The sequence below is a fragment of the Streptomyces sp. NPDC014734 genome, assembly GCF_043083325.1.
Classification (GTDB): domain Bacteria; phylum Actinomycetota; class Actinomycetes; order Streptomycetales; family Streptomycetaceae; genus Streptomyces.
The window spans coordinates 224904-248089 of the sequence record NZ_JBIBYN010000005.1 but is presented as its reverse complement, the minus strand read 5'-3'; the positions used below and the strand labels follow the sequence as shown (position 1 = coordinate 248089).

The window sequence follows — 23186 nt, the reverse complement described above, 5'->3', positions numbered from 1 at the left end:
CGGGACCGCCGGAGCGCACGTAGCCCGATCGTAGGAAGGCCATTCGGGCGGAACGGTTCTCCTGTTCGCCGTCCGCGTACCGTCCGCCCATGACTGCACTCCGCCCGGAGGCCGCCGCCGCGCCGCCCTCCTCCGGTACGCCGGCCCGCGCGGCGAGCCCGCCGGTCCCCGCGGCTCGCGTCCGCGTCACCGGGCCCGTCCGGTCTCCCGGATCCGTCCGTCGGGCCGGCCCCGTCGTCACCGAGCTGCGGCTGTCCGCCTTCGCCTCGCACCGCGGCGCCACGTTCCCCCTCGGCCCGGTCACGTTCTTCACCGGTCCCGGTGGCAGCGGCAAGTCGAGCGTCCTGAGGGCGTACGAGGCGCTGGCACGGCTGGGCGGCGGGGAATCCCTGGACGAGGTGTTCCCGGATCCGGTGGGCTGCGTGCCGGAGGGCGCCGCGGCCGACGCACAGGGCCGCCGCGGATTCCGGATCGGCTGTACGACCGACGGGCCGGCGGGGCCGGTGCGGCTCGATGTCGCGGTTCAGGCGGAACCGACCCTCCGCATCGTCGGCGAACGTCTCACCGGTGGCGGCGAGACACTGCTCGCCACCGCGCTGCGCGACCCGGGACGGTCGACGGTCCAGGCCGCCTGGCACACCGCCGGCACGGTCCCGGTCACACGGGCCCCGCTGCCCGACGACCGGCTCGGAACGGCCCTGCTGCCGTTACGGGTGGCGGGCCGGACCGCGGGGCAGTTACAGGTCCTGGCCGCCGCGGAGCAGACGGTGGTGGCCCTGAGATCGGTCTTCCCCTGCGAACCGCAGCCGTCCCGGATGCGCGCCCCGGTCCCGGCCGGCGACGACCGGCTGCGCCGGGGCTGCCGCAACCTCGCGGCGGTGCTGGGGCGCACGCACACGGGCTGCGCCCGGCGTCACGCCCGACTGGTCGCCGTCGCCCACGCCGGCTGTGCCGGGCCGGTCACGGCGTTGGGGGTGGAGCGCACGGCGGACGGGAGGCTGCGTGCGACGGTCGGGCGCGACGCGGGCCGCACCACGCCGCTCGACCGTCTGGGCGACAGCGAACTGAGGTACCTCGCGCACGCGCTGGTGCTGCTCGTCGGCCCCGGGGTGCTGGCGGTGGACGCGGCGGGGGAGGTGCCCTCGGCCCTGCAGACCCTCACCGTGCTGGCCGACGGCTTCGACCGCGATCTGGACGGGCGGCAGGTGCGCGGGCTGCTGGACCTCGCGGTGGCGGTCGCGGCGGCGGGGCACATCGGGCTGGTGGGCACGGTCACGGAGCGCGGTGCGGCGGGGGCCCGTGAGACGGCCGGGGTGAGGGTGGTAGACCTGGAACGGTGACAGAACCCGACGTACGCGCCCTGCAGCGACGACTTGCCGCGTTCGCGGCAGCACGTGACTGGGGGCAGTACCACAACCCGAAGAACCTGGCGATCGCGCTGAGCGTCGAGGCGTCCGAACTCGTCGAGATCTTCCAGTGGCTGACGCCGGACGAGTCGGCACGGGTGATGGAGGACGCGGACACGGCCCACCGGGTCGCGGACGAGGTCGCGGACGTGCTCGCGTATCTGTTGCAGTTCTGCGAGGTGCTGGGGATCGACGCGCCGACGGCGCTCGCGGAGAAGATCGACCGGAACGAGGTCCGCTTCCCGGCCCCGGAGCGCCCGGAGAACCTCCAGACCCCGAATCGTCACTCTTCGGAGTGATCCACTTGTGCACAGTTGAATTCCTGTCCACAGATTTCCGAATTCCCCTGGCTTTTCGGTACCGGTGCCCTCACTGTGGGTAATGGATGAGTTGAGCGGCTTTTCGTACGGACGGGGGTAACGCATGGAAGCGGAGAGGCTCGTCGGAGTCAGCCGGCGTGCGCTGGCGCAGAGCCGGGGCACACCGGACATCATCGCCGAGGCGTGGCAGGCCCAGGCGCTCGCCCAGGCGATCGGCAGCAGGATCGCGGTGGACGGTCCCAAGGAGTTACGGGGCGAGGCGCGCGGGCTCAGCGAGATCGGCGGGAGGAGCGGCGGGCCACTTGACCATCCGGTGGCACGGGCGCAGGTGGCGCGGGCCGCACAGCTCTCCGGGCTCGCCGAGCCGAGGGCGGCGCTGACGGGGTTGGGCACGCTGCTCGGCGAGGTGGGGATGGCCCTGGTCGGGGTGGCCTGCGAAACCGATGAGCAGGCGCTGTACTGGCAGTGCATGGAGGCGATCGACGCGGCAGACGAGTCGATGGACCGGGTGCACGGGATGCTGCGGCGTCTCGACGAACAGGAGCGTGAACGACAGCAGGATCTGGAGCGCGGCCGGGAGCGGGACGGCCCGTACGACGAGCTCCGCGGACCGGCCGGTTCGGCGGCGGGCCGGTCGTGATCGTGCGGGGCTCCGCGCCGGTGCGGCACCGTGACCGACTGGAGCATCGTGGCCGTGCGGGTTTGTGCGGGCCTCTCGCGAGCGGCCCGCACGTTCGTGGGCGGCCGGGGCCGGGAGGGCGGGGTGCGCGGTGAAGGCGGACGGCGCTCGACGCGGGGGCCGTGGTGTCACGGGGGGAGGAGACGAGGAGGAACGACCGGCGCCCCTGGGTGCAGGATGGACGCATGGATCTTCGAATCTTCACCGAGCCCCAGCAAGGGGCCGACTACGACACCCTGCTCACCGTCGCCAAGGCGGCCGAGGACCTCGGTTTCGACGCCTTCTACCGCTCCGACCACTACCTCCGCATGGGGCCGGGGGACGGCCTGCCCGGTCCGACCGACGCCTGGATCACCCTGGCCGGGCTGGCCCGCGAGACCAAGAGGATCCGTCTCGGCACGCTGATGACGGCGGGGACCTTCCGACTCCCCGGAGTGCTCGCCATCCAGGTGGCGCAGGTCGACCGGATGTCCGGCGGGCGCGTCGAACTCGGGCTCGGCGCGGGCTGGTTCGAGGAGGAGCACCAGGCCTACGGCATCCCGTTCCCGAAGGAGAAGTTCGGCAGGCTGGAGGAGCAGCTGGAGATCGTCACCGGCCTGTGGGCGACCGAGGCCGGCAAGAAGTACAACTTCGACGGAAAGTACTACCGACTGACCGACTCGCCCGCGCTGCCCAAGCCGGCGCAGACCAAGGTGCCGATCCTGATCGGCGGCCACGGGGCGAAGCGGACACCGAGGCTGGCCGCGCGGTACGCGGACGAGTTCAACATTCCCTTCGCGTCGCTGGAGGACAGCGAGAAGCAGTTCGGGCGGGTCGGGGAAGCGGCGCGAGCGGCCGGCCGCGGACCGGACGACCTGGTGTACTCCAACGCGCTGGTCGTCTGTGTCGGAAAGAACGACGCGGAGGTGGCACGTCGCGCCTCCGTCATCGGCCGTGAGGTGGAGGAGCTGAAGGCGAACGGGCTCGCGGGCTCGCCGGCCGAGGTGGTCGACAAGATCGGCCGGTACGGCGCGATCGGATCGTCCCGCATCTACCTCCAGGTCCTGGACCTGGAGGACCTGGAGCATCTGGAGCTGATCTCGTCCCAGGTCCAGTCCCAGCTCGGCTGAGAGGGCGCGGCTCGGCCGGGAGGGCGGCTCGCACCGCCCGGTCCCGCCGCGGACCCGCCGGGGCGTGCGGACGGTTTGCGTCCTCGGACGTGCGGACATCACCGGTCCGCGTCCCACCCCCGGCGCGAGGACGGTTCCGGTTCGGCGGAGCGCGGGCAACCGGCCACCGGTCGTGCGCGATCCGGATCGGAGCCCCGGTGCACCAGAAGGCATCAACCGGGGCATGACAGGGAGGTGTTCGTGCGGTCCGTCCGTCCGGCCGAGGGGGTGCCCGTCGGCGCGCTCGGCGACGCGCTCGCCAGGGGACCGGTTCTGCTCGACGGCGGTCTCTCCAACCAACTGGAGGACCAGGGCTGCGACCTCTCCGACGCGCTGTGGTCGGCCCGGCTGCTCGCGGACGCCCCGGAGCAGATCGAGGCGGCGCACACGGCCTATGTGCGGGCGGGCGCCCAGGTGCTCATCACGGCGACCTACCAGGCCACCTTCGAGGGGTTCGAACGACGGGGCGTCGACAGGTCCGGGACGGCGGAGCTGCTCGCCCGCGGCGTGCGGCTGGCTCGTCGGGCCGCGGCCGGGGCGGGGCGGGACGTCTGGGTCGCGGCGTCGATCGGTCCGTACGGGGCGATGCTGGCGGACGGCAGCGAGTACCGGGGGCGTTACGGGCTCTCCGTCCGGGCACTGGAGCGGTTCCACCGCCCGCGGGTCGAGGCGCTGGCCGCGGCAGGGCCCGACGTACTGGCGCTGGAGACGGTGCCGGACGTCGACGAGGCGGAGGCGATGCTGCGCGCGGTCGGGGGATGCGGGCTGCCCGTCTGGCTCTCGTACAGCGTGACGGGGGACCGAACCCGGGCGGGGCAGCCGCTGGAGACGGCCTTCGCCCTCGCGGCGGGGCACGAGCGGGTGCTCGCCGTCGGGGTGAACTGCTGCGACCCGGCGGACGTGGACCGTGCTGTGCGGGTGGCGGCCGGGACGGCCGGGAAACCGGTCGTCGTCTATCCCAACAGCGGCGAGCGATGGGATGCCGCGGAACGGAGGTGGGCGGGCGGCGCCACCTACGACGCGGAGAGGGCGCGGGCGTGGTGCGACGCCGGGGCCCGGCTGGTGGGCGGCTGTTGCCGGGTCGGGCCGGACACCGTCGCGGAACTGGCCGGACTGATCGGCGGATCGGCCGAGAGCCGGGGAGACCGGGGGAGAGCCGGAGACCGGCAGGGGAAGCGGAAGGTACGAGCGAGCGGGGGAGCGGCCGGGGGAGGGACGGCCGGAGGGGACGACAGCCTTGAGAACACGTGAAAATGCTTGGTGGCGGATGGGCGGACCGGACCATACTCGGACACGTGTTCCTGACGATCAGTACCACCGGCCATGCGGAACGTCCCGCGACCGATCTCGGCTTCCTCCTGCACAAGCATCCCGATCGGGCGCAGACGTTCTCCACCTCCCACGGCACGGCACATGTCTTCTATCCCGAGGCATCCACCGAGCGCTGCACCGCGGCGCTGCTGCTGGAGGTCGATCCGGTGGCCCTGGTGCGTCGCGGCAAGGGCAAGGGCCGGGGAGGCGCCCCGGACGCGGCGCTGGCGCAGTACGTCAACGACCGCCCGTACGCGGCGTCGTCGCTGCTCTCCGTGGCGATGAGCACCGTCTTCAAGTCGGCGCTGAACGGGGCGTGCCGGGCGCTGCCGGAGCGGGCGCGGGAGCCGCTCGCGCTGCGGATCGAGGTGCCCGCGCTTCCCGCGCGCGGCGGGGCGGAGCTGGTGCGCAAGATCTTCGGCCCGCTCGGCTGGACGGACGTGGACGTGACGCCCGTGCCGCTGGACGAACGGTTCCCGGAGTGGGGCGACTCGCGGTACGTACGACTGGTGCTGGAAGGTGAACTGCGGCTCGCCGACGCGTTGCGGCAGCTGTACGTCCTGTTGCCGGTGCTCGACGACGCCAAGCACTACTGGGTCGCGCCGGACGAGGTGGACAAGCTGTTGCGGGCGGGTGAGGGCTGGCTGGCCACCCACCCCGAGCGGAAGCTGATCACCAGCCGTTACCTGTCCCGGCGCTGGAGCCTGACCCGTCAGGCGGCGCAGCGGCTCGAACTGGTGCGGCTCGCCGAGTCGGACGACCTCGACGTCGAGAACGTCGACAACGCGGTCGACGAGACCACGGACACCGAGGAGAGGCCGGTGCCGCTCGCCGAGCGGCGGCGTGCCGCGATCCTGGCGGCGCTGCGCACGGCCGGAGCGCACCGGGTGCTGGATCTCGGTTGCGGCCAGGGCCAGTTGGTACAGGCCCTGCTCAAGGACGCGGCCTTCACGGAGATCGTCGGCGTCGACGTCTCCGTACGAGCCCTCGCCATCGCGGCGCGCCGCCTGAAGCTGGAGCGGATGGGCGAGCGGCAGGCCGGGCGGGTGACCCTCCGGCAGGGTTCCCTCACCTACACCGACAAGCGGCTCAAGGGGTACGACGCGGCCGTGCTCAGCGAGGTCGTCGAACATCTCGACCTGCCGCGGCTGCCCGCGCTGGAGTACGCCGTGTTCGGTTCGGCCCGCCCGCGGACGGTCCTCGTGACGACACCGAACGTCGAGTACAACGTCCGCTGGGAGACCCTTCCGGCCGGACACGTCCGCCACGGCGACCACCGGTTCGAATGGACGCGGGCCGAGTTCCGCGACTGGGCCCGGGAGGTGGCGGACCGGCACGGATACGGCGTCGAGTTCGTGCCGGTCGGTCCCGACGACCCGGAGGTCGGGCCACCCACCCAGATGGCCGTGTTCACCATGACCGCCGGCGACACCGCACACCGGACCGAGAAGAAGGGGGAAGCCGCATGACCGGTACCGCCCGCACCCTGCCCGTCACCGACCTCTCCCTCGTCGTCCTCATCGGGGCCAGCGGTTCCGGCAAGTCGACCTTCGCCCGTCGGCACTTCAAGCCGACGGAGATCATCTCCTCGGACTTCTGCCGCGGCCTGGTCGCCGACGACGAGAACGACCAGAGCGCCAGCCGGGACGCCTTCGACGTCCTGCACGTGATCGCCGGCAAGAGGCTCGCCGTCGGCCGGCTGACCGTCGTGGACGCCACCAACGTCCAGCCCGAGAGCCGCAAGCAGCTCGTCCAGCTCGCCCGGAGCCACGACGTGCTGCCCATCGCGATCGTCCTCGACCTGCCCGAGGAGGTCTGCCTGGCGCGCAACGCGGCCCGTCCGGACCGCGCCGACATGCCGCGCCATGTCGTCCGGCGCCACCGCAGCGAACTGCGCCGTTCCCTACGGGGCCTGGAGCGCGAGGGATTTCGCAAGGTGCACGTCCTGCGCGGAGAGGAGGAGGCGGAGCACGCCGAGGTCGTGCTGGAGCGCCGTCACAACGACCTGCGCCACCTCACCGGCCCCTTCGACATCATCGGTGACATCCACGGGTGCAGCTCCGAGCTGGAGACGCTGCTCGGCAGGCTCGGCTATGTCGACGGCGCGCACCCCGACGGACGTACGGCGGTCTTCGTCGGCGACCTGGTCGACCGGGGGCCCGACAGCCCCGGCGTGCTGCGCCGCGTCATGTCCATGGTGTCCGCGGGCAACGCGCTGTGCGTACCGGGCAACCACGAGAACAAGCTCGGGCGGTACCTCGCGGGCCGTACGGTGCGGCCCACCCACGGACTCGCCGAGACCATCGAGCAGCTCGACCGGGAGGACGAGAAGGACCCGGCGTTCCGCGCGCGGGTACGGGAGTTCATCGACGGACTCGTCAGTCACTACGTGCTCGACGGGGGCGCGCTCGTCGTCTGCCACGCCGGCCTGCCCGAGAAGTACCACGGCCGCACCTCCGGGCGGGTCCGCTCGCACGCGCTGTACGGGGAGACCACGGGGGAGACCGACGAGTTCGGTCTGCCCGTGCGCTACCCGTGGGCGGAGGACTACCGGGGTCGTGCCGCCGTGGTCTACGGCCACACCCCGGTGCCCCGCACCTCCTGGATCAACAACACCATCTGCCTGGACACGGGTGCGGTCTTCGGAGGAAGGATGACCGCGCTGCGCTGGCCGGAGCGCGAGCTCGTCGACGTACCGGCCGAGCGGGTCTGGTACGAGCCGGTCAGACCGCTGACCACCGAGGCGCCCGGGGGCCGGGAGGGCCGCCCGCTGGACCTCGCGGACGTGCAGGGCCGCCGGGTCGTGGAGACCCGGCACCTGGGGCGCGTCGCGGTCCGTGAGGAGAACGCCGCGGCGGCGCTCGAAGTCATGAGCAGGTTCGCCGTCGACCCCCGGCTGCTCGGCTACCTCCCGCCGACCATGGCGCCCACCGCCACCTCGCGCGAGGACGGCTATCTGGAGCACCCGGCGGAGGCCTTCGCCCAGTACCGGGCGGACGGTGTCGCCCGGGTCGTGTGCGAGGAGAAGCACATGGGCTCGCGTGCGGTGGCCCTGGTCTGCCGGGACGCGGACGCCGCCCGCGAACGCTTCGGCGTGGGCGACACCACCCGTGCCCCCGGCGCCGCGCCGGGCCCGACCGGGGCGCTTTACACCCGCACCGGCCGACCGTTCCTCGACGACGACGCGCTCACCGAGGCGATTCTCGACAGGCTGCGCACCGCGATCACCGCCGCCGGGCTCTGGGAGGAGTGGGACACCGACTGGGTGCTGCTCGACGCCGAACTGATGCCGTGGTCCCTCAAGGCGTCCGGGCTGCTGCGCACGCAGTACGCGGCGGTCGGCGCCGCGTCCGGCGCCGCCCTCCCGGCCGCCGGCCAGGCCCTCGCGGCTGCGGCGGCCCGCGGGGTGGACGTGATGGCCCTCGCCGACCGCCTACGCGGACGGGCCGAGGACGCGACCGCCTTCACCGAGGCGTATCGCCGCTACTGCTGGGGCACCCGGGGGCTGGACGGGGTGCGGCTCGCACCGTTCCAGATCCTCGCCGTGCGGGGCCGCTCGCTGGCCTCCGTGCCGCACGACGAGCAACTGGCCGGGATCGACCGGCTCGTCGAGCACGACCCGACCGGGCTGCTCCGGATGACCCGTCGGCTCGTCGTCGACACCGGGGACGAGGCATCGGTCCGCGCCGGGGTCGACTGGTGGCTGGAGCTGACCGGACGCGGCGGCGAGGGCATGGTCGTCAAACCGCTCGCCGCGCTGGTACGGGACGGCAAGGGGCGGCTCGTCCAGCCGGGCGTCAAGGTGCGCGGCCGGGAGTACCTCCGGATCGTCTACGGTCCCGAGTACACCCGCCCGGAGAACCTGGAACGGCTGCGCGGCCGGTTCCTCGGCCACAAGAGGTCGTTGGCGCTGAGGGAGTACGCGCTCGGGCTCGAAGCGCTGGACCGGCTGGCCGACGGGGAGCCGTTGTGGCGGGTCCACGAGGCGGTGTTCGCGGTGCTGGCCCTGGAGTCGGAGCCGGTCGACCCCCGGCTGTAGGCCGTGTCCGGCACATCCCGTACGGCACCGGGCACGTCGCGCGGCGGACCACGACCGAGCGCCGGCCCGCGGTGGGCGCTTCCCGGCTGTGGCGTTCCCCGTGCCTGCCGCCCCGTCCACCGGAACCGGGGCCGCCCACCGGCGCCGGTGGGCGGCCCCCTGGCGGCCACCGGAAACGCGCGGGCGATTCGCCGGGTGAACGGTGCTCGGCATGGTGAGGATGGAGACATGGGATTCCACGTCGACTCCGAGACCGGGCGGCTGCGCCGCGTCATCCTGCACCGTCCGGATCTGGAACTGAAGCGGCTCACACCCGGCAACAAGGACGCGCTCCTCTTCGACGACGTGCTCTGGGTGCGCCGGGCCCGCCAGGAGCACGATGGCTTCGCGGACGTGCTGCGCGACCGCGGGGTGGAGGTGCACCTCTTCGGTGATCTGCTGTGCGAGTCGCTGGAGATCCCGGTGGCCAGACGGCTCGTCCTGGACCGGGTCTTCGACGAGAAGGAGTACGGCCCGCTCGCCACCGAGCACCTGCGCGCGGCGTTCGAGGATCTGCCGGCGGCGGAACTGGCCGGGGCGCTGGTCGGCGGGATGACCAAGCGGGAGTTCCTGGAGCGGCACACCGAGCCGACCTCGGTCCGCTTCCATGTCATGGGTCTCGACGACTTCCTGCTCGACCCGCTGCCGAACCACCTCTTCACCCGGGACACCTCCGCCTGGATATACGACGGGGTGTCGATCAACGCGATGCGCTGGCCGGCCCGGCAGCGCGAGACCGTCCACTTCGAGGCGATCTACCGCCACCACCCGCTCTTCACCGGGCCCGAGGCGGGCGCCTTCCACCACTGGTCGGAGGGGCAGGACGACTACCCCTCCACCATCGAGGGCGGCGACGTCCTGGTCATCGGCAACGGCGCGGTCCTCATCGGGATGAGCGAGCGCACCACCCCGCAGGCCGTGGAGATGCTGGCCCGGGGGCTGTTCGACGCGGGTTCGGCGCGCACGATCGTGGCGCTGGACATGCCCAAGCGCCGGGCGTTCATGCACCTCGACACGGTCATGACGATGGTCGACGGCGACACGTTCACCAAGTACGCGGGCCTGGGCATGCTCCGCTCGTACACCATCGAACCGGGGGACGGGCCGAGGGATCTGCGGGTCACCGACCACCCGCCCGAGCACATGCACCGGGCGATCGCGCACGCCCTGGGGCTGGACGCGATCCGGGTGCTCACCGCCGTTCAGGACGTGCACGCCGCCCAGCGCGAGCAGTGGGACGACGGATGCAACGTGCTGGCCGTCGAGCCGGGCGTCGTCGTCGCGTACGAGCGCAACGCCACCACCAACACCCACCTGCGCAAGGAGGGCATCGAGGTCATCGAGATCCGGGGCAGCGAGCTGGGCCGGGGCCGGGGCGGCCCCCGGTGCATGAGCTGCCCCGTGGAGCGGGACGCCGTGCCGTAGGGCCCGGTCCCCCGGCCGCACCGCCACCGCACCACCGCGCATGGAGGTGCCGTGTGCGGTGCTTCGCACAGACACTGTATATTGATGCGTTCTTTCGTATAGACTTTCATGGTTGCTGTACGTCCGACCGTCGCCCACCCAGGAGCTGTTCCATGGCCATAGACCTCGCAGGCCGCCATTTCCTCAAGGAGCTGGACTTCACGGCCGAGGAGTTCCGCGGTCTGATCGACCTCGCGGCCGACCTCAAGGCCGCGAAGAAGGCGGGGACCGAGGAGCAGCGGCTGCGCGGCAGGAACATCGCGCTGATCTTCGAGAAGACCTCGACCCGCACGCGCTGCGCCTTCGAGGTGGCCGCCGCCGACCAGGGCGCTTCCACGACGTACCTCGACCCTTCCGGTTCCCAGATGGGACACAAGGAATCGGTGAAGGACACCGCGCGTGTCCTCGGCCGGATGTTCGACGGCATCGAGTACCGGGGCGACAGTCAGGCGGCCGTCGAGGAGCTGGCCGCCCACGGCGGCGTTCCGGTCTTCAACGGACTCACCGACGACTGGCACCCCACCCAGATGCTCGCCGACGTCCTCACCATGACCGAGCACTGTGCCAAACCGCTGGACCGGATCGCCTTCGCCTACCTCGGCGACGCCCGCTTCAACATGGGCAACTCCTACCTGGTCACGGGCGCCCTGCTGGGCATGGACGTGAGGATCGTCGCGCCGAAGGCGTACTGGCCCGCCGAGGCGGTCGTCGACGAGGCCCGCAGGCTGGCCGGGGCGAGCGGGGCGACCATCACCCTCACCGAGGACATCGCCGAGGGCGTCGGGGGCGTGGACTTCGTCGCCACCGACGTCTGGGTCTCCATGGGGGAGCCCAAGGAGGTCTGGGCCGAGCGGATCGAGGCCCTCGCGCCGTACGCGGTGACCATGGACGTCCTGCGCGCCACGGGCAACGCGGACGTGAAGTTCCTGCACTGCCTTCCCGCCTTCCACGACCTGGGCACCGCGGTCGGGCGGGAGATCGAGGCGGCCCACGGGCTGACCGAGCTGGAGGTCACCGACGAGGTCTTCGAGTCCGCGCACTCGGTCGTCTTCGACGAGGCCGAGAACCGGATGCACACGATCAAGGCGGTTCTGGTGGCCACGCTGGCCGCCCGCTGACCGCGAACGGCTGATCACGAACGACTGATCACGAACGGTTTGGCCATGACCGGCTGACCGCGCGTGGCTGACCGCGAACGGCTGATCGCGAACGTTTGACCGTTCGAGCGACTGGACGCGGACGGTCGGCCGCGAACGGCTCACCGCGTGAGCGGGCGGCCGTCGGGGTGAACTCGCGCGCGCACGCGCCGTTCCGCGCCGCGCGGTGGGGTTCGGGCTCGCACGCTCGAACCCCGCTCCCGTGCGTGCCACCGTCGGCCGTGCCGCACCCGCCGTCGCGGGACAACGGCCGAGGGCCACGCCTGCGAGCGGTCCGGGACCCCACTCCCGGAAGACGCCGGCCGTTCCCGGAACCCCGTCGTCCGAAAAGCGCCGATCCGCAAGCCCCGCTTCCCGGAGCCCCCCAAGGGCCCCGAGTCGCGTTCCCCCCACACGCTCCACCGGAGATGAGAACACCCCGTGAGTCCGCTGCGACCGTCGAACCGCCCGAGCCCGTCCGGTCCGCGCGTCAAGAACCCTCACCAGTTGATCGCCGAGTCCGGCGCCGACCTGGAGGGACACGGCCTCAAGCGCACCATGGGCCTCTTCCAGCTCGTGTGCTTCGGTGTCGGCGCGGTCGTCGGCACCGGCATCTTCGTCGGCCTCTCCGACAGCGTCGCCGAGGCCGGGCCGGCCGTCGTCGTGTCCTTCGCGCTCGCCGCGATCACCTGTGTGTTCACCGCCTTCTCCTTCGCCGAGCTGGGCAGCGCGATCCCGGTGTCCGGCAGCTCGTACTCCTTCGCCTACGCGACCCTGGGGGAACGCGTCGCGTTCCTCGTCGGCTGGTGCCTGCTGCTGGAGTACGGGGTCTCGGTCTCCGCGGTCGCCGTCGGCTGGAGCCAGTACGTCAACGAACTCCTGGACAGTGTGATCGGCAGGCAACTGCCCGCCGCGCTCTCGGCGGGCCCCGGTGACGGCGGAGTGATCAATCTGCCGGCGGTCCTGGTGATCCTCATGGCCGCGACCCTGCTGGTGCGCGGGGTACGGGAGAGCGCGGGAGCCACCGCCGCGATGGCCGTTCTCAAGATCACCGTTCTGATCCTGTTCTGCGCCATCGCCTTCACCGCCTTCCGGCACGACAACCTCACGCCCTTCTTCGCGCACGGGGCGGGCGGGGTCACCGCAGGCGCGTCGCTGGCGTTCTTCTCGTACATCGGTTTCGACGCCATCACCACCGCCGGCGAGGAGGTGAGGAACCCGCGCCGGAACATCCCGATCGCGATCATGGTCTGTATCGGCCTGGTCACCCTGCTCTACTGCGCCGTCGCGCTCGCCGCCATCGGTGCGCTCGGGCCCCGGGAGGTCGCCGACAGGCCCGCGGCGCTCTCGATCGTCGTGGACCAGGTCACCGACTCGACCATCGGGGGCGGTGTCATCGCGTTCGGGGCGGTCGCCGCGATCGCCTCGGTCGTGCTCGCGGTGATGTACGGCCAGACCCGCATCCTGATGTCGATGTCCCGGGACGGCCTGATCCCGCGGGTCTTCGAGCGGGTCTCGCCGCGCACCTCGACGCCGGTCGCCAACACCTGGATCGTGGCCGCCGTCTTCGCGGTGCCCGCGGCCTTCGCGTCCCTCGACATGGTGGTGAACCTGACCACCATCGGCACGCTGGCCACCATGGTCGCGGTGAACCTCGCGGTGATCGTGCTGCGCCGCCGCAACCCCGAGGTGAGGGGATCGTTCCGGGTGCCGCTGTATCCGCTGAGCCCGCTCCTCGGCGTCGGCTTCTGCCTCTACCTCATGTACGGGACGGGGTGGCGGACCTGGGCGCAGTTCGCCGTCTTCCTCGCGGTCGGCGCGACGGTGTACGCCTGTTACGGGCGCGCCCGTTCCCGGCTGGCCGCGGCGGACGGAACGGGGCGGTGATCGTCGAGCGGCCCGCGGGGCGGATGCGGCGTGCCGCCGGTCGCCTCCCGCGCGGGAGGCGTCGCGCGGCGGTCAGACACGGGGCGCACGGGACGGCAGCGTGAACCACACCGCCTTGCCCCGCTCCGTGGTGCGGTGACCGCAGGCGGAGCTGAGCGCGCGGATCAGCAGCAGGCCCCGTCCGTGCTCCTGCCAGGGGTTCGGTTCGCTGCCGGGCACCGGACGGGAGAGGTCGCCCGGTGGGGTCGGGTCGCGGTCGTGCACCTCCACCTGGCAGCCCGTCGGCCAGAGCTCCACCACCAGCTCGATGGGCTCCTCGCCGCGCGTGTGCTCCACCGCGTTGGCCACCAGCTCGGCGGTGAGGAGCTCGGCGGTGTCGGAGTCCGCCGGTGCGTCGATGTCCGCCAGCGCCGTACGGATCAGCGCACGGGCGACCGGTACGGCCGCCGTGGAGTGCGGCAGGGCGATCCGCCAGGAGGCGGGAAGGGGGACATCGGGGGGCAAGGGAAGGTTTCCGTTCCGGAGTCGATGGACTGTTTGGCGGCCAATACTTCTGCACTTCAACCTTACGAAGTGCAACAACGCGGACAAGGGTCCGTCGACCGGTACGAAGGGGACGTTCGGCACTACGCTCTCACGCTCCTGATGTGACGTTCCCGTGACGGGAGTCACGTGCAAGTGATAGCTTCGACGACAGGCAGCGGCCCGACGGCTGAAGGGGAGCACCCTCCATGAGCCCGTTTCCCAGCTCCGCCCCTCGAACGGATGACTGGCGTCATCTGAGGGTGACGACGGACGACGGAGTCGCCACGGTCACCCTCGCCCGACCCGAGAAACTCAACGCGCTCACCTTCGGCGCCTACGCCGATCTGCGCGACCTGCTCGCCGAACTGTCCCGCGAACGCCGCGTGCGCGCCCTGGTGCTCGCGGGAGAGGGCCGCGGCTTCTGCTCCGGTGGCGACGTCGACGACATCATCGGCGCGACGCTCGCCATGGACACCGCCCAGCTCCTCGATTTCAACCGGATGACCGGCCAGGTGGTGCGGGCCCTTCGTGAAACCCCCTTCCCCGTCATCGCCGCCGTACACGGGGTGGCCGCGGGCGCGGGCGCGGTTCTGGCCCTGGCCGCCGATTTCCGGATCGCCGACCCCTCCGCCCGCTTCGCCTTCCTCTTCACCAAGGTCGGCCTCTCCGGCGGGGACATGGGCGCCGCCTACCTGCTGCCACGCGTCGTCGGCCTCGGCCACGCCACCCGGCTGCTGATGCTCGGCGAACCGGTCCGCGCCCCCGAAGCGGAACGGATCGGGCTGCTCAGCGAACTGACCGAGGAGGGCGGCGCGGACGCGCGGGCGGCGGAGCTGGCCCGCCGGCTCGCCGACGGGCCGGCCCTCGCGCTCGCCCAGACCAAGGCCCTGCTGACCGCCGAACTCGACATGCCGCTCGCCGCCGCCGTCGAGATGGACGCCGCGACCCAGGCCCTGCTGATGCACGGCGAGGACTACGCCGAATTCCATGCCGCCTTCACCGAGAAGCGGCCCCCGAACTGGCAGGGCCGGTAGCGCGATGCCCTCCGGAACCGGCATCCCCCGCACCGGCGCTCCCGCCCCGCAGGAGCCCGTCGCACCCCGCCCCACCCAGCCGGACCCCGTCCCGCACCGGCCCGGCGTGCGACGGATCGCGGTCATCGGCGGCGGCCCCGGCGGGCTCTACGCCGCGGCCCTGCTCAAGCGCCTCGGACCGGAACGCGACATCACGGTCTGGGAGCGCAACGCCCCCGACGACACCTTCGGCTTCGGCGTCGTCCTCTCCGACGAGACCCTCGGCGGCATCGAGCACGCCGACCCCGTGGTCCACCGGGCCCTCCAGCACGAGTTCGTGCGGTGGGACGACATCGACATCGTCCACCGCGGCGTGACCCGGACCTCCGGCGGCCACGGCTTCGCGGCCCTGGGACGACGCAGGCTCCTGGAGATCCTGCACGAACGCTGCGCCTCCCTCGGCGTACGCCTCCGCTTCCGTACCGCGGCCCCGCCCGCCGCCGAACTCGCCGCCGCGTACGACCTGGTGATCGCCGCCGACGGGGTGCACAGCCTCACCCGCACCGCCCACGCCGACATCTTCCGCCCCCGCCTCGCCACCCACCGCTGCCGCTACATCTGGCTCGCCGCGGACTTCGCGCTGGACGCGTTCCGCTTCGAGATCGCCGAAACCCCGTACGGGGTGATGCAACTCCACGGCTACCCCTTCGCCGCCGACGCCTCCACCGTCATCGTCGAGATGCGCGAAGAGGTCTTGCACACCGCCGGATTCGACACCTGCTCTGCGGAGCGCTCGACCGCGCGCTGCGCCGAGATCTTCGCCGAGGCCCTCGGCGGACGGCCGCTGCGCTCCAACAACTCCGCCTGGCTCACCTTCCGCACCGTCGTCAACGACCACTGGTCGCACGGCAACACGGTGCTCATCGGCGACGCCGCGCACACCGCGCACTTCTCGATCGGCTCCGGCACCAAACTCGCCGTCGAGGACGCGCTCGCACTCGCCGCCTGCGTCGAGGAGCGGACCGGGCTGCCGGACGCGCTGGCCGCGTACGAGGCCGAGCGGCGGCCGGTCGTCGAGTCCACCCAGCGGGCCGCCGCGGCCAGCCTGCGCTGGTTCGAGGAACTCGCCACCCACGTCGACCAGCCGCCCCAGCAGTTCGCCTTCAACCTCCTCACCCGCAGCCGCCGCGTCACCCACGACAACCTGCGGATGCGCGACGCCTCCTTCACCGCCGCGGTCGAGGAGGAGTTCGGCTGCGCCCCCGGCACCCCGCCCATGTTCACCCCGCTGCGGCTGCGGGGCCTCGAACTCCGCAACCGCGTCGTCGTCTCGCCGATGGACATGTACTCGGCCGTCGACGGTGTCCCCGGCGACTTCCACCTCGCCCACCTGGGAGCACGGGCGCTCGGCGGGGCCGGGCTGGTCATGACGGAGATGGTGTGCGTCAGCGCGGAGGGACGCATCACCCCCGGCTGCACCGGGCTCTACACCCCCGAACAGGCGACCGCCTGGCGGCGGATCACCGACTTCGTCCATACCCACGCGCCCGGCACCGCGTTCGGCGTCCAGCTCGGCCACTCCGGGCGCAAGGGCTCCACCAAGCTCATGTGGGAGGGCATCGACAAGCCTCTCGACCACGGCAACTGGCCCCTCGTCGCCGCCTCCCCGATCCCGTACGCGGCCGGGGTCAACCAGACCCCGCGCGCCCTGGACCGGGCCGGACTCGACACCGTGCGCGAACAGTTCGCCGCGGCGGCGCGGCGCGCCGACCACAGCGGCTTCGACCTCCTCGAACTCCACTGCGCCCACGGCTATCTGCTCTCCGGCTTCCTCTCGCCGCTCACCAACCGGCGCACCGACGCCTACGGCGGGTCACCGGAGAACCGTCTGCGCTTCCCCCTCGAAGTCTTCGACGCGGTACGCGCCGTCTGGCCCGACGACCGCCCCATGACCGTCCGCGTCTCCGCCACGGACTGGGCCGAGGGCGGCACCACGGCCGAGGACGCCGTCGAGATCGCCCGCGCCTTCGTCGCCCACGGCGCCGACGCCATCGACGTCTCCACCGGCCAGGTCGTCCCCGAGGAACGCCCCGAGTTCGGCCGCTCCTACCAGACCCCCTACGCCGACCGGATCCGCAACACCCTGTGCGTCCCGGTCGTCGCGGTCGGGGCGATCTCCTCCTGGGACGACGTGAACTCGCTGCTGCTCGCCGGCCGGGCCGACCTGTGTGCCCTGGGCCGCCCCCACCTCTACGACCCGCACTGGACGCTGCACGCCGCGGCCGAACAGGGCTACGGCGGACCCGGCGCCCCCTGGCCGCTCCCGTACCGGGCGGGCAGCCGAACCCCGCCGACGGGCCGCACCGACGCCCCGAAGCCCCGGCTCACCCTGGGATGACCGGTCGGCACCCGCGGCGGCACGGGCCGGGGCGGGAGCGGGGCGTTCACCGTTCCGGCGCGCCGAGCAGCAGGCGGTCCGAGACCGGCCGGTAGCCGATCCGCCGGTACACGCCGTTGCTCGTCGGGTTCGCGAGGTCAGTGAAGAGCAGCACCTCGGCCGCGCCCGCCTGCCGCGCCGCCCGGCTCGCCCGCGCCGTCACCGCCGCCGCGTAGCCGCGGCCGCGGTGCTCGGGAGGCGTGTAGACGGTGGCGACCCGCACCGTGCCCGCGACGCGCGGGGAGACGCCCGCCATCGACACAGGGACGCCACCGTCCTCCCAGAGGGTCAGCCCGCCGGACGCCGTCCGTTCGTCCACCAGCCGTCCCACAGGGGAGCCGGACTGGCCGGTCTGCTCACCGAAGGCCAGATGCCAGGCCACCAGGAGCTCCCGGTCGTCGGGAACGGCGGTCCTGGCCCGGCCCGGCGGCGCCGGACGGGGCGGGACGAGCGTGCCCAGACGGTACAGCCGCTGCTCCTGGAGGACGCGGCGCCGGCCGGGCAGGGCGGCGGCCAGCGCTTCGGCGGTGGCCCGGTCCGCGTTGACGCCCGTCCGGCCGCCGACGGCGGCCGGGAGCACGGCGGCCAGCGGACCGACGGCCTCCGGGGCGACGGCGCCGAGCAGCGGAGGATGCGGCGGGGTCCGTACCAGAGTCCCGGCGACCGTGCCGTCAGCCCCGCGCCACCAGCCCAGCACCGGCTCGGCGTCGCCGTAGGCGTGGGGGCCGTTGCGCCGCAGGGACGCGGTGACGGTCAGGACGAGGGTGTTCTCGACGGGCCGCGCGGCCAGCGAGGCACCGGCCGCGTCGAGAAAGGTCTCGACGTCATGCGTGAAGGTCCAGGTCATGGTTCATCCTGCCGGGGGTGCCCGGCACGGGGCATGCGTATTTCCGGGCCCGGAGGGGAGCGGCGAGCCGTCTCCCGGGGCCGGTCGCCCCGCTCGGCTCAGGTGTCCCGGAGCCGGAAGCGCTGGAGCTTCCCGGTCGCCGTCCGGGGGAGCGCCGGAAGGAACTCGATGACGCGCGGACACTTGTGCGGGGCCAGTTCGCCCTTGACGAACGCGCGCAACGCGTCGGCCGACACCTCGGCGCCCTCGCGCAGCACCACGTACGCCGCGACGACGCTGCCGCGCACCTCGTCCGCCCGGCCCACCACGGCGGCCTCCGCGACCGACGGGTGGCGCAGCAGGGCGTCCTCGACCTCGGGGCCCGCGATGTTGTAGCCGGAGGAGACGATCATGTCGTCGGCGCGGGCGACGTAGCGGAAGTAGCCGTCGGCGTCCCGCACGTAGGTGTCGCCGGTGATGTTCCAGCCGTGCGCCACGTAGTCGCGCTGGCGCTCGTCGGCCAGATAGCGGCAGCCGACCGGACCGCGCACCGCGAGGAGTCCGGGTTCGCCGTCCGGCACCGGCCTTCCCCCGCGGTCCAGCACCCGGGCCCGCCAGCCCGGCACCGGGACCCCGGTGGTGCCGGGGCGGATCGCGTCGTCGGCGGCGGACAGGAAGATGTGCAGCAGTTCGGTGGCGCCGATGCCGTTGATGATGCGCAGCCCCGTCCGCTCGTACCAGGACCGCCAGGTGGCGACCGGAAGGTTCTCCCCGGCCGAGACACAGCGCCGCAGCGCGCGCAGATCGTGTCCGTCGACGTGATCGAGCATCAGGCGGTACGCGGTCGGCGCGGTGAACAGGACCGAGACGTGATGGGCGGCGAGCGCGGGCAGCAACTCGGCGGGTCCGGAACGTTCCAGCAGCAGCGCGCTGGCACCGGCCCTGAGCGGGAACACCACGAGCCCGCCCAGCCCGAAGGTGAAGCCCAGCGGCGGACTGCCCGTGAACACGTCGTCCGGCGTCGGGCGCAGGACATGGCGCGAGAACGTGTCCGCGACGGCGAGCAGGTCCCGGTGGAAGTGCATGCACCCCTTGGGGCGCCCGGTGGTGCCGGAGGTGAACGCGATGAGTGCGACGTCGTCCGCCGCCGTGTCCACCGCGCGGTACGGGCCCGGTCTGGCACCGGCCAGAGCCAGCAGATCGTCCGGTCCGTCCCCTCCGTACACCGTGATCCGCAGCGCCGGTGCCTCGGCCGCGACCAGGTCGTCGACCGCCCGGACGTCGCACAGCGCGTGGCTCACCCGGGCGATCGAGCAGATGGTGGCGAGCTCGGCGGGCCGTTGCCGGGCCAGCACCGTGACGGCGATGGCGCCCGCCTTCAGCACCGCCAGCCAGCAGGCGGCGAGATGGGGGGTGGTGGGACCGCGCAGCAGGACCCGGTTCCCGGGGACGACACCCAGATCGGACGTCAGGACCCGGGCGATCCGGTCCACCCGGTCCCGTAATTCCCCGTAGCTCCACTCCCCGCCGTCGGGGGTGCGGAAGGCCGGGCGGCCCGGGCCGAAGCGGTCGATGGTGCGGTCCAGCAGTTCCGCCGCGCAGTTGAGGCGGTCCGGGTAGCGCAGTTCGGGGAGGTCGAAGAGCAGCTCCGGCCACTGGTCCGGGGGTGGCAGATGCTCCCTGGCGAAGGTGTCGAGGTGCGCTGAGGTCTTCGGGTCCATGACGGATCGCCCCCTTGTCGCCCCTGGAGCGTATCGTTTGGGTGACGGTAGTCAACGGTCCGTGATAAACCGAATGGGCGGGCGGCCGGTGCCCGGAGGTGCGGGGCCGGGCGCGGAAACGAACGCGCCAGAGAACGGGCGGACGGGAAACCACGACGAAAACGGGCAGACGAAGAGACGAGAAGGACGACTCACCGACAAGACGCGACAGGAGAGGCGCCGCGATGACGCCATTCTCACTCGATCCTGTACAAACCGCCTGGTGCGAGGAGTTGAGATCCCTCGCCGAACAGCAACTCCGTCCCCTCGCGGAGAAGGGCGACCCCGGCCATGTCAACCGTCCGCTGATCGCCGCCCTCGGCGCATCCGGTCTCCTCGACCGGATGCTGAACTCGGGCGCCCTCGATCTCTGCCTGCTCCGCGAGTCGTTGGCCCGCGGCTGCACGGAGGCCGAGACCGCGCTGGCCCTCCAGGGGCTCGGCACGCACCCGGTGCTCCGGGCGGGCACCCCGGAGCACCGCGCACGCTGGCTCCCCGAGGTGCGCGCGGGCCGTGCCGTTGCCGCCTTCGCGCTCAGCGAACCGGGCGCGGGCTCCGACGCGGCGGCCCTCGCCCTGGACGCCGAACCGGCCCCCGGCGGGTGGCGGCTGACGGGTGAGAAGTGCTGGATCTCCAACGCGCCCGAGGCCGACTTCTACACGGTCTTCGCCCGTACCACCCGCGGTGCCGGCTCTCGCGGCGTCACCGCCTTCCTCGTCCCCGCCGACCGCCCGGGACTCACCGGCACCGCACTCGACATGCTCGCGCCGCACGCCGTCGGAACCCTGGCCTTCGACGGCGTGCCGGTCGCCCCCGAGGACGTGCTCGGCGCACCGGACCACGGCTTCCGCGTCGCCATGGAGACCCTGAACCTGTTCCGTCCCAGCGTGGGCGCGTTCGCCGTCGGGATGGCCCGCGCCGCCCTGGACGCCACCGTCGCGCACACCGGCGAACGCAGCGCCTTCGGCGGCCCGTTGAAGGACCTCCAGGCCGTCTCCCACCAGGTCGCCGAGATGGCCGTGCGCACCGAGGCGGCCCGGCTCCTGGTGTACGCGGCGGCCGCCGGGTACGACGCCGGAGAACCCGGCGTGCCGCGCCGGGCCGCGATGGCGAAGCTCTACGCCACCGAGACCGCGCAGTACGTCGTCGACACCGCCGTCCAACTGCACGGTGCCCGCGCCCTGTGCCGCGGCCACCTCCTCGAACACCTCTACCGGGAAGTGCGCGCCCCACGGATCTACGAGGGCGCCAGCGAGGTCCAGCGCACCATCATCGCCAAGGAGCTGTACGCGAACCGGGAGGCGTCCGCATGAGTCCGGTCCACCGGATCAACCCCGCCGAACTCTCGCCGCCCGCGGGGTTCTCGCACGCCGTCACGGCGGTCGGCGGCCAACTCGTCTTCCTGGCGGGGCAGACCGCCCTCGATCCCGCCGGCAAGGTCGTCGGCACCACGCTGCCCGAGCAGTTCGCGACGGCGCTCGCCAATCTGCTCACCGCCCTGCGGGCGGCCGGCGGCGTTCCGGCGGACCTGGCCCGGGTGACCGTGTACGCCACCGATGTGGCCGACTACCGGGAGAACGCGGCGGAGATGGGCAGGATCTGGCGTCGCCTGGCGGGCCGGGACTACCCGGCGATGGCGGTGATCGGGGTGGCGAGGCTCTGGGACGAGCAGGCACTCGTCGAGGTGGACGGGGTGGCCATGCTTCCCTGAGGGCCTGTCGGGTGACCTCTGACCGGGCGGCCACGTCCCGGCACGCACGCTTCCGGCGTCGCCGGGATGACCGAGTGGCTCCGCCACCGGGCCCTCCCGGCGCCCTGGAACCGCACGGCGCCATGCCGCGTCCGCTCTCCGGCCGAAGGCCACCCGAAAGGCTCTGAGCGGGCCGGGAGGACCACGGGTGAGCGCGTGCCGCCCCGGTCGCCGCGCCGACGCGCCGGACGGGCCGGGCCGGGAACACCGGCCCGGCCCGTCCGGGACTGCGAGGATCCGTGTGCGGCGGGTGCGGTCAGTAGGGCTTGACCAGCACGTGGGCCGCGCCCGGGATACCGATCTTCAGCAGCTCGTCCTCCTCGGGCGTGGTCTCGCTGCCCGTCTCCTGCTTGAGCACGGCACGCGACATGGCCTGCATCCACATCGCCCGGGGGCGGCGGCGGGCCTCCCATGCCTCCAGCGCCGCGGCCACGTCGTCCTCGGCGTCCAGCGACAGGGCGAGCACCAGCGCGTCCTCGACGGCCATCGCCGCGCCCTGCGCGATGTGCGGGGTGGAGGCGTGCGCGGCGTCACCGGCCAGTACCACCCGGCCGACGTGCCACGGCTCCTCGACCGTCACCTGCGAGATCCGCGAGTACACCACCGCGGCCGGGTCGGTGACCGTGGCGAGTGCCTCGGCGACCGGACCGGTGAACGCCGTCAGCCGCTGCGCGAGCTGCTCGTGGGCCCGCTCCGGGTCCGGACGGAAGTCCTCGGCCTCGGCGAACACCGCGCCCAGGTACATCAGTTCGTCGGTGATCGGGGTGAGCAGCGCCTTGCCGTCCTTGCCCGCGTTGCCCATCACCACACCCCGGACCTGCGGCTGGCGGGGCACCGTCACGCGCCAGTTGGCGAAGCCGGTGTACTCGGGGGTGTAGCGGTCCCCGTACAGCCTGGTGCGCAGCGGCGAGCCGATGCCGTCGAAGCCGACGACAAGGTCCCAGCGGCCGGTGGTGCCGTCGGAGAGGGTGACGTCCACACCGGAGCCGTCGTCGGCGAGTTCGGTGATGGTGGTGCCGAAGCGGATGGTGGCCCCGGCGGCGAGCGCGGCGGAGTTCAGCACCTCGGCCAGGGCGGGGCGCGGGATGCCGTTGTTGGACGGGACGTCGTCCATCCGCGGCTGCGGTATCTCGGCGAGGGTGTTGCCGGCCGGGTCGGCGATCGTCAGGATCTCCCACTCGAAGCCCGCCTCCAGGCAGTCGTCGAGGACCCCGAGCTCGCGCATGACGTGCAGGGCGTTGGACGGCTGGATGATGCCGACGCCGAGCGCGTCCAGCTTGTCGCGCACTTCGGCGACCTCGACGGTGTGGCCGCGCCGGGCGAGCGCGGTGGCGAGCGCGAGCCCGCCGATGCCGCCGCCGTGGATCAGGACGCGCAGGGGTGAAACCATCTCAGTTTTTCTCCAGAACGGGGGATGCGGTGCGGCGGCACGAAGGACCTGCCGCG

At 72.7% G+C, this 23186-nt stretch carries 18 protein-coding genes; 14 read left to right on the top strand and 4 right to left on the bottom strand.

The genetic code is table 11. The annotated features are described in order from the left end of the window. The first annotated feature begins 89 nt into the window (after window positions 1-89). From ACF1CT_RS11680 to ACF1CT_RS11635, 10 genes are all read left to right on the top strand, one after another. Entirely contained in the window at window positions 90-1340 is a 1251-nt protein-coding gene (locus ACF1CT_RS11680) for an ATP-binding protein (protein WP_391783632.1), read from the top strand. Beyond that, on the top strand, window positions 1337-1705 hold the full coding sequence (locus tag ACF1CT_RS11675; protein WP_391783631.1) for a nucleotide pyrophosphohydrolase: 369 nt from the start codon (window positions 1337-1339) through the stop codon (window positions 1703-1705). The genes ACF1CT_RS11680 and ACF1CT_RS11675 overlap by 4 nt, the downstream gene beginning before the upstream one ends. A gap of 124 nt (window positions 1706-1829) precedes the next feature. Next, a complete protein-coding gene (locus tag ACF1CT_RS11670) occupies window positions 1830-2366 on the top strand; it encodes a DUF6099 family protein (RefSeq protein ID WP_391783630.1) in 537 nt (178 codons plus the stop codon). Between the two features lie 224 nt (window positions 2367-2590). Continuing rightward, a complete protein-coding gene (locus ACF1CT_RS11665) occupies window positions 2591-3514 on the top strand; it encodes an LLM class F420-dependent oxidoreductase (RefSeq protein WP_391783629.1) in 924 nt (307 codons plus the stop codon). A 240-nt stretch (window positions 3515-3754) separates the two neighbouring features. Continuing rightward, window positions 3755-4804: a homocysteine S-methyltransferase gene (mmuM, locus tag ACF1CT_RS11660; RefSeq protein ID WP_391783628.1), complete on the top strand. Its 1050-nt coding sequence runs from the start codon at window positions 3755-3757 to the stop codon at window positions 4802-4804. Between the two features lie 44 nt (window positions 4805-4848). Beyond that, on the top strand, window positions 4849-6333 hold the full coding sequence (locus tag ACF1CT_RS11655; RefSeq protein WP_391783627.1) for a 3' terminal RNA ribose 2'-O-methyltransferase Hen1: 1485 nt from the start codon (window positions 4849-4851) through the stop codon (window positions 6331-6333). Beyond that, the gene (locus ACF1CT_RS11650; RefSeq protein ID WP_391783626.1) at window positions 6330-8903 is read left to right on the top strand and encodes a polynucleotide kinase-phosphatase; all 2574 of its coding nucleotides are present in this window, start codon (window positions 6330-6332) and stop codon (window positions 8901-8903) included. The genes ACF1CT_RS11655 and ACF1CT_RS11650 overlap by 4 nt, the downstream gene beginning before the upstream one ends. A gap of 228 nt (window positions 8904-9131) precedes the next feature. Continuing rightward, complete coding sequence (locus ACF1CT_RS11645) at window positions 9132-10367, top strand: arginine deiminase (protein WP_391783625.1); 1236 nt, start codon at window positions 9132-9134, stop codon at window positions 10365-10367. A gap of 152 nt (window positions 10368-10519) precedes the next feature. Beyond that, the gene (argF, locus tag ACF1CT_RS11640) at window positions 10520-11524 is read left to right on the top strand and encodes an ornithine carbamoyltransferase (RefSeq protein ID WP_391783624.1); all 1005 of its coding nucleotides are present in this window, start codon (window positions 10520-10522) and stop codon (window positions 11522-11524) included. A gap of 459 nt (window positions 11525-11983) precedes the next feature. Further along, complete coding sequence (locus ACF1CT_RS11635; protein WP_391783623.1) at window positions 11984-13429, top strand: amino acid permease; 1446 nt, start codon at window positions 11984-11986, stop codon at window positions 13427-13429. A 72-nt stretch (window positions 13430-13501) separates the two neighbouring features. Here the strand turns inward: ACF1CT_RS11635 and ACF1CT_RS11630 are convergent, their stop codons facing one another. Next, window positions 13502-13933 carry an ATP-binding protein gene (locus ACF1CT_RS11630; protein WP_391783622.1) on the bottom strand — a complete coding sequence of 144 codons (432 nt, stop codon included), beginning with the start codon at window positions 13931-13933 and terminating at the stop codon, window positions 13502-13504. A 227-nt stretch (window positions 13934-14160) separates the two neighbouring features. Between ACF1CT_RS11630 and ACF1CT_RS11625 the strand changes: the two genes are divergently transcribed. Together ACF1CT_RS11625 and ACF1CT_RS11620 are read left to right on the top strand one after the other, a co-directional pair. Continuing rightward, complete coding sequence (locus tag ACF1CT_RS11625) at window positions 14161-14988, top strand: enoyl-CoA hydratase family protein (RefSeq protein ID WP_391783621.1); 828 nt, start codon at window positions 14161-14163, stop codon at window positions 14986-14988. A 4-nt stretch (window positions 14989-14992) separates the two neighbouring features. Further along, on the top strand, window positions 14993-17365 hold the full coding sequence (locus ACF1CT_RS11620) for a bifunctional salicylyl-CoA 5-hydroxylase/oxidoreductase (protein ID WP_391783620.1): 2373 nt from the start codon (window positions 14993-14995) through the stop codon (window positions 17363-17365). 46 nt (window positions 17366-17411) lie between these two features. Here ACF1CT_RS11620 and ACF1CT_RS11615 read toward each other — a convergent pair whose 3' ends face one another. Next, on the bottom strand, window positions 17412-18251 hold the full coding sequence (locus ACF1CT_RS11615) for a GNAT family N-acetyltransferase (protein WP_391783619.1): 840 nt from the start codon (window positions 18249-18251) through the stop codon (window positions 17412-17414). A gap of 98 nt (window positions 18252-18349) precedes the next feature. Beyond that, the gene (locus ACF1CT_RS11610) at window positions 18350-19951 is read right to left on the bottom strand and encodes an AMP-binding protein (protein WP_391783618.1); all 1602 of its coding nucleotides are present in this window, start codon (window positions 19949-19951) and stop codon (window positions 18350-18352) included. Between the two features lie 224 nt (window positions 19952-20175). Between ACF1CT_RS11610 and ACF1CT_RS11605 the strand changes: the two genes are divergently transcribed. Together ACF1CT_RS11605 and ACF1CT_RS11600 are read left to right on the top strand one after the other, a co-directional pair. Further along, window positions 20176-21303, top strand: a complete 1128-nt coding sequence (locus ACF1CT_RS11605) for an acyl-CoA dehydrogenase family protein (protein ID WP_391783617.1) — start codon at window positions 20176-20178, stop codon at window positions 21301-21303. Beyond that, window positions 21300-21701: a RidA family protein gene (locus tag ACF1CT_RS11600; protein WP_391783616.1), complete on the top strand. Its 402-nt coding sequence runs from the start codon at window positions 21300-21302 to the stop codon at window positions 21699-21701. Before ACF1CT_RS11605 ends, ACF1CT_RS11600 begins: the two co-directional genes overlap by 4 nt. Window positions 21702-21996: 295 nt before the next feature. Here the strand turns inward: ACF1CT_RS11600 and ACF1CT_RS11595 are convergent, their stop codons facing one another. Beyond that, window positions 21997-23130, bottom strand: coding sequence for an FAD-dependent monooxygenase (locus ACF1CT_RS11595; protein WP_391783615.1), 1134 nt, complete (start codon window positions 23128-23130; stop codon window positions 21997-21999). Window positions 23131-23186 lie beyond the last annotated feature (56 nt).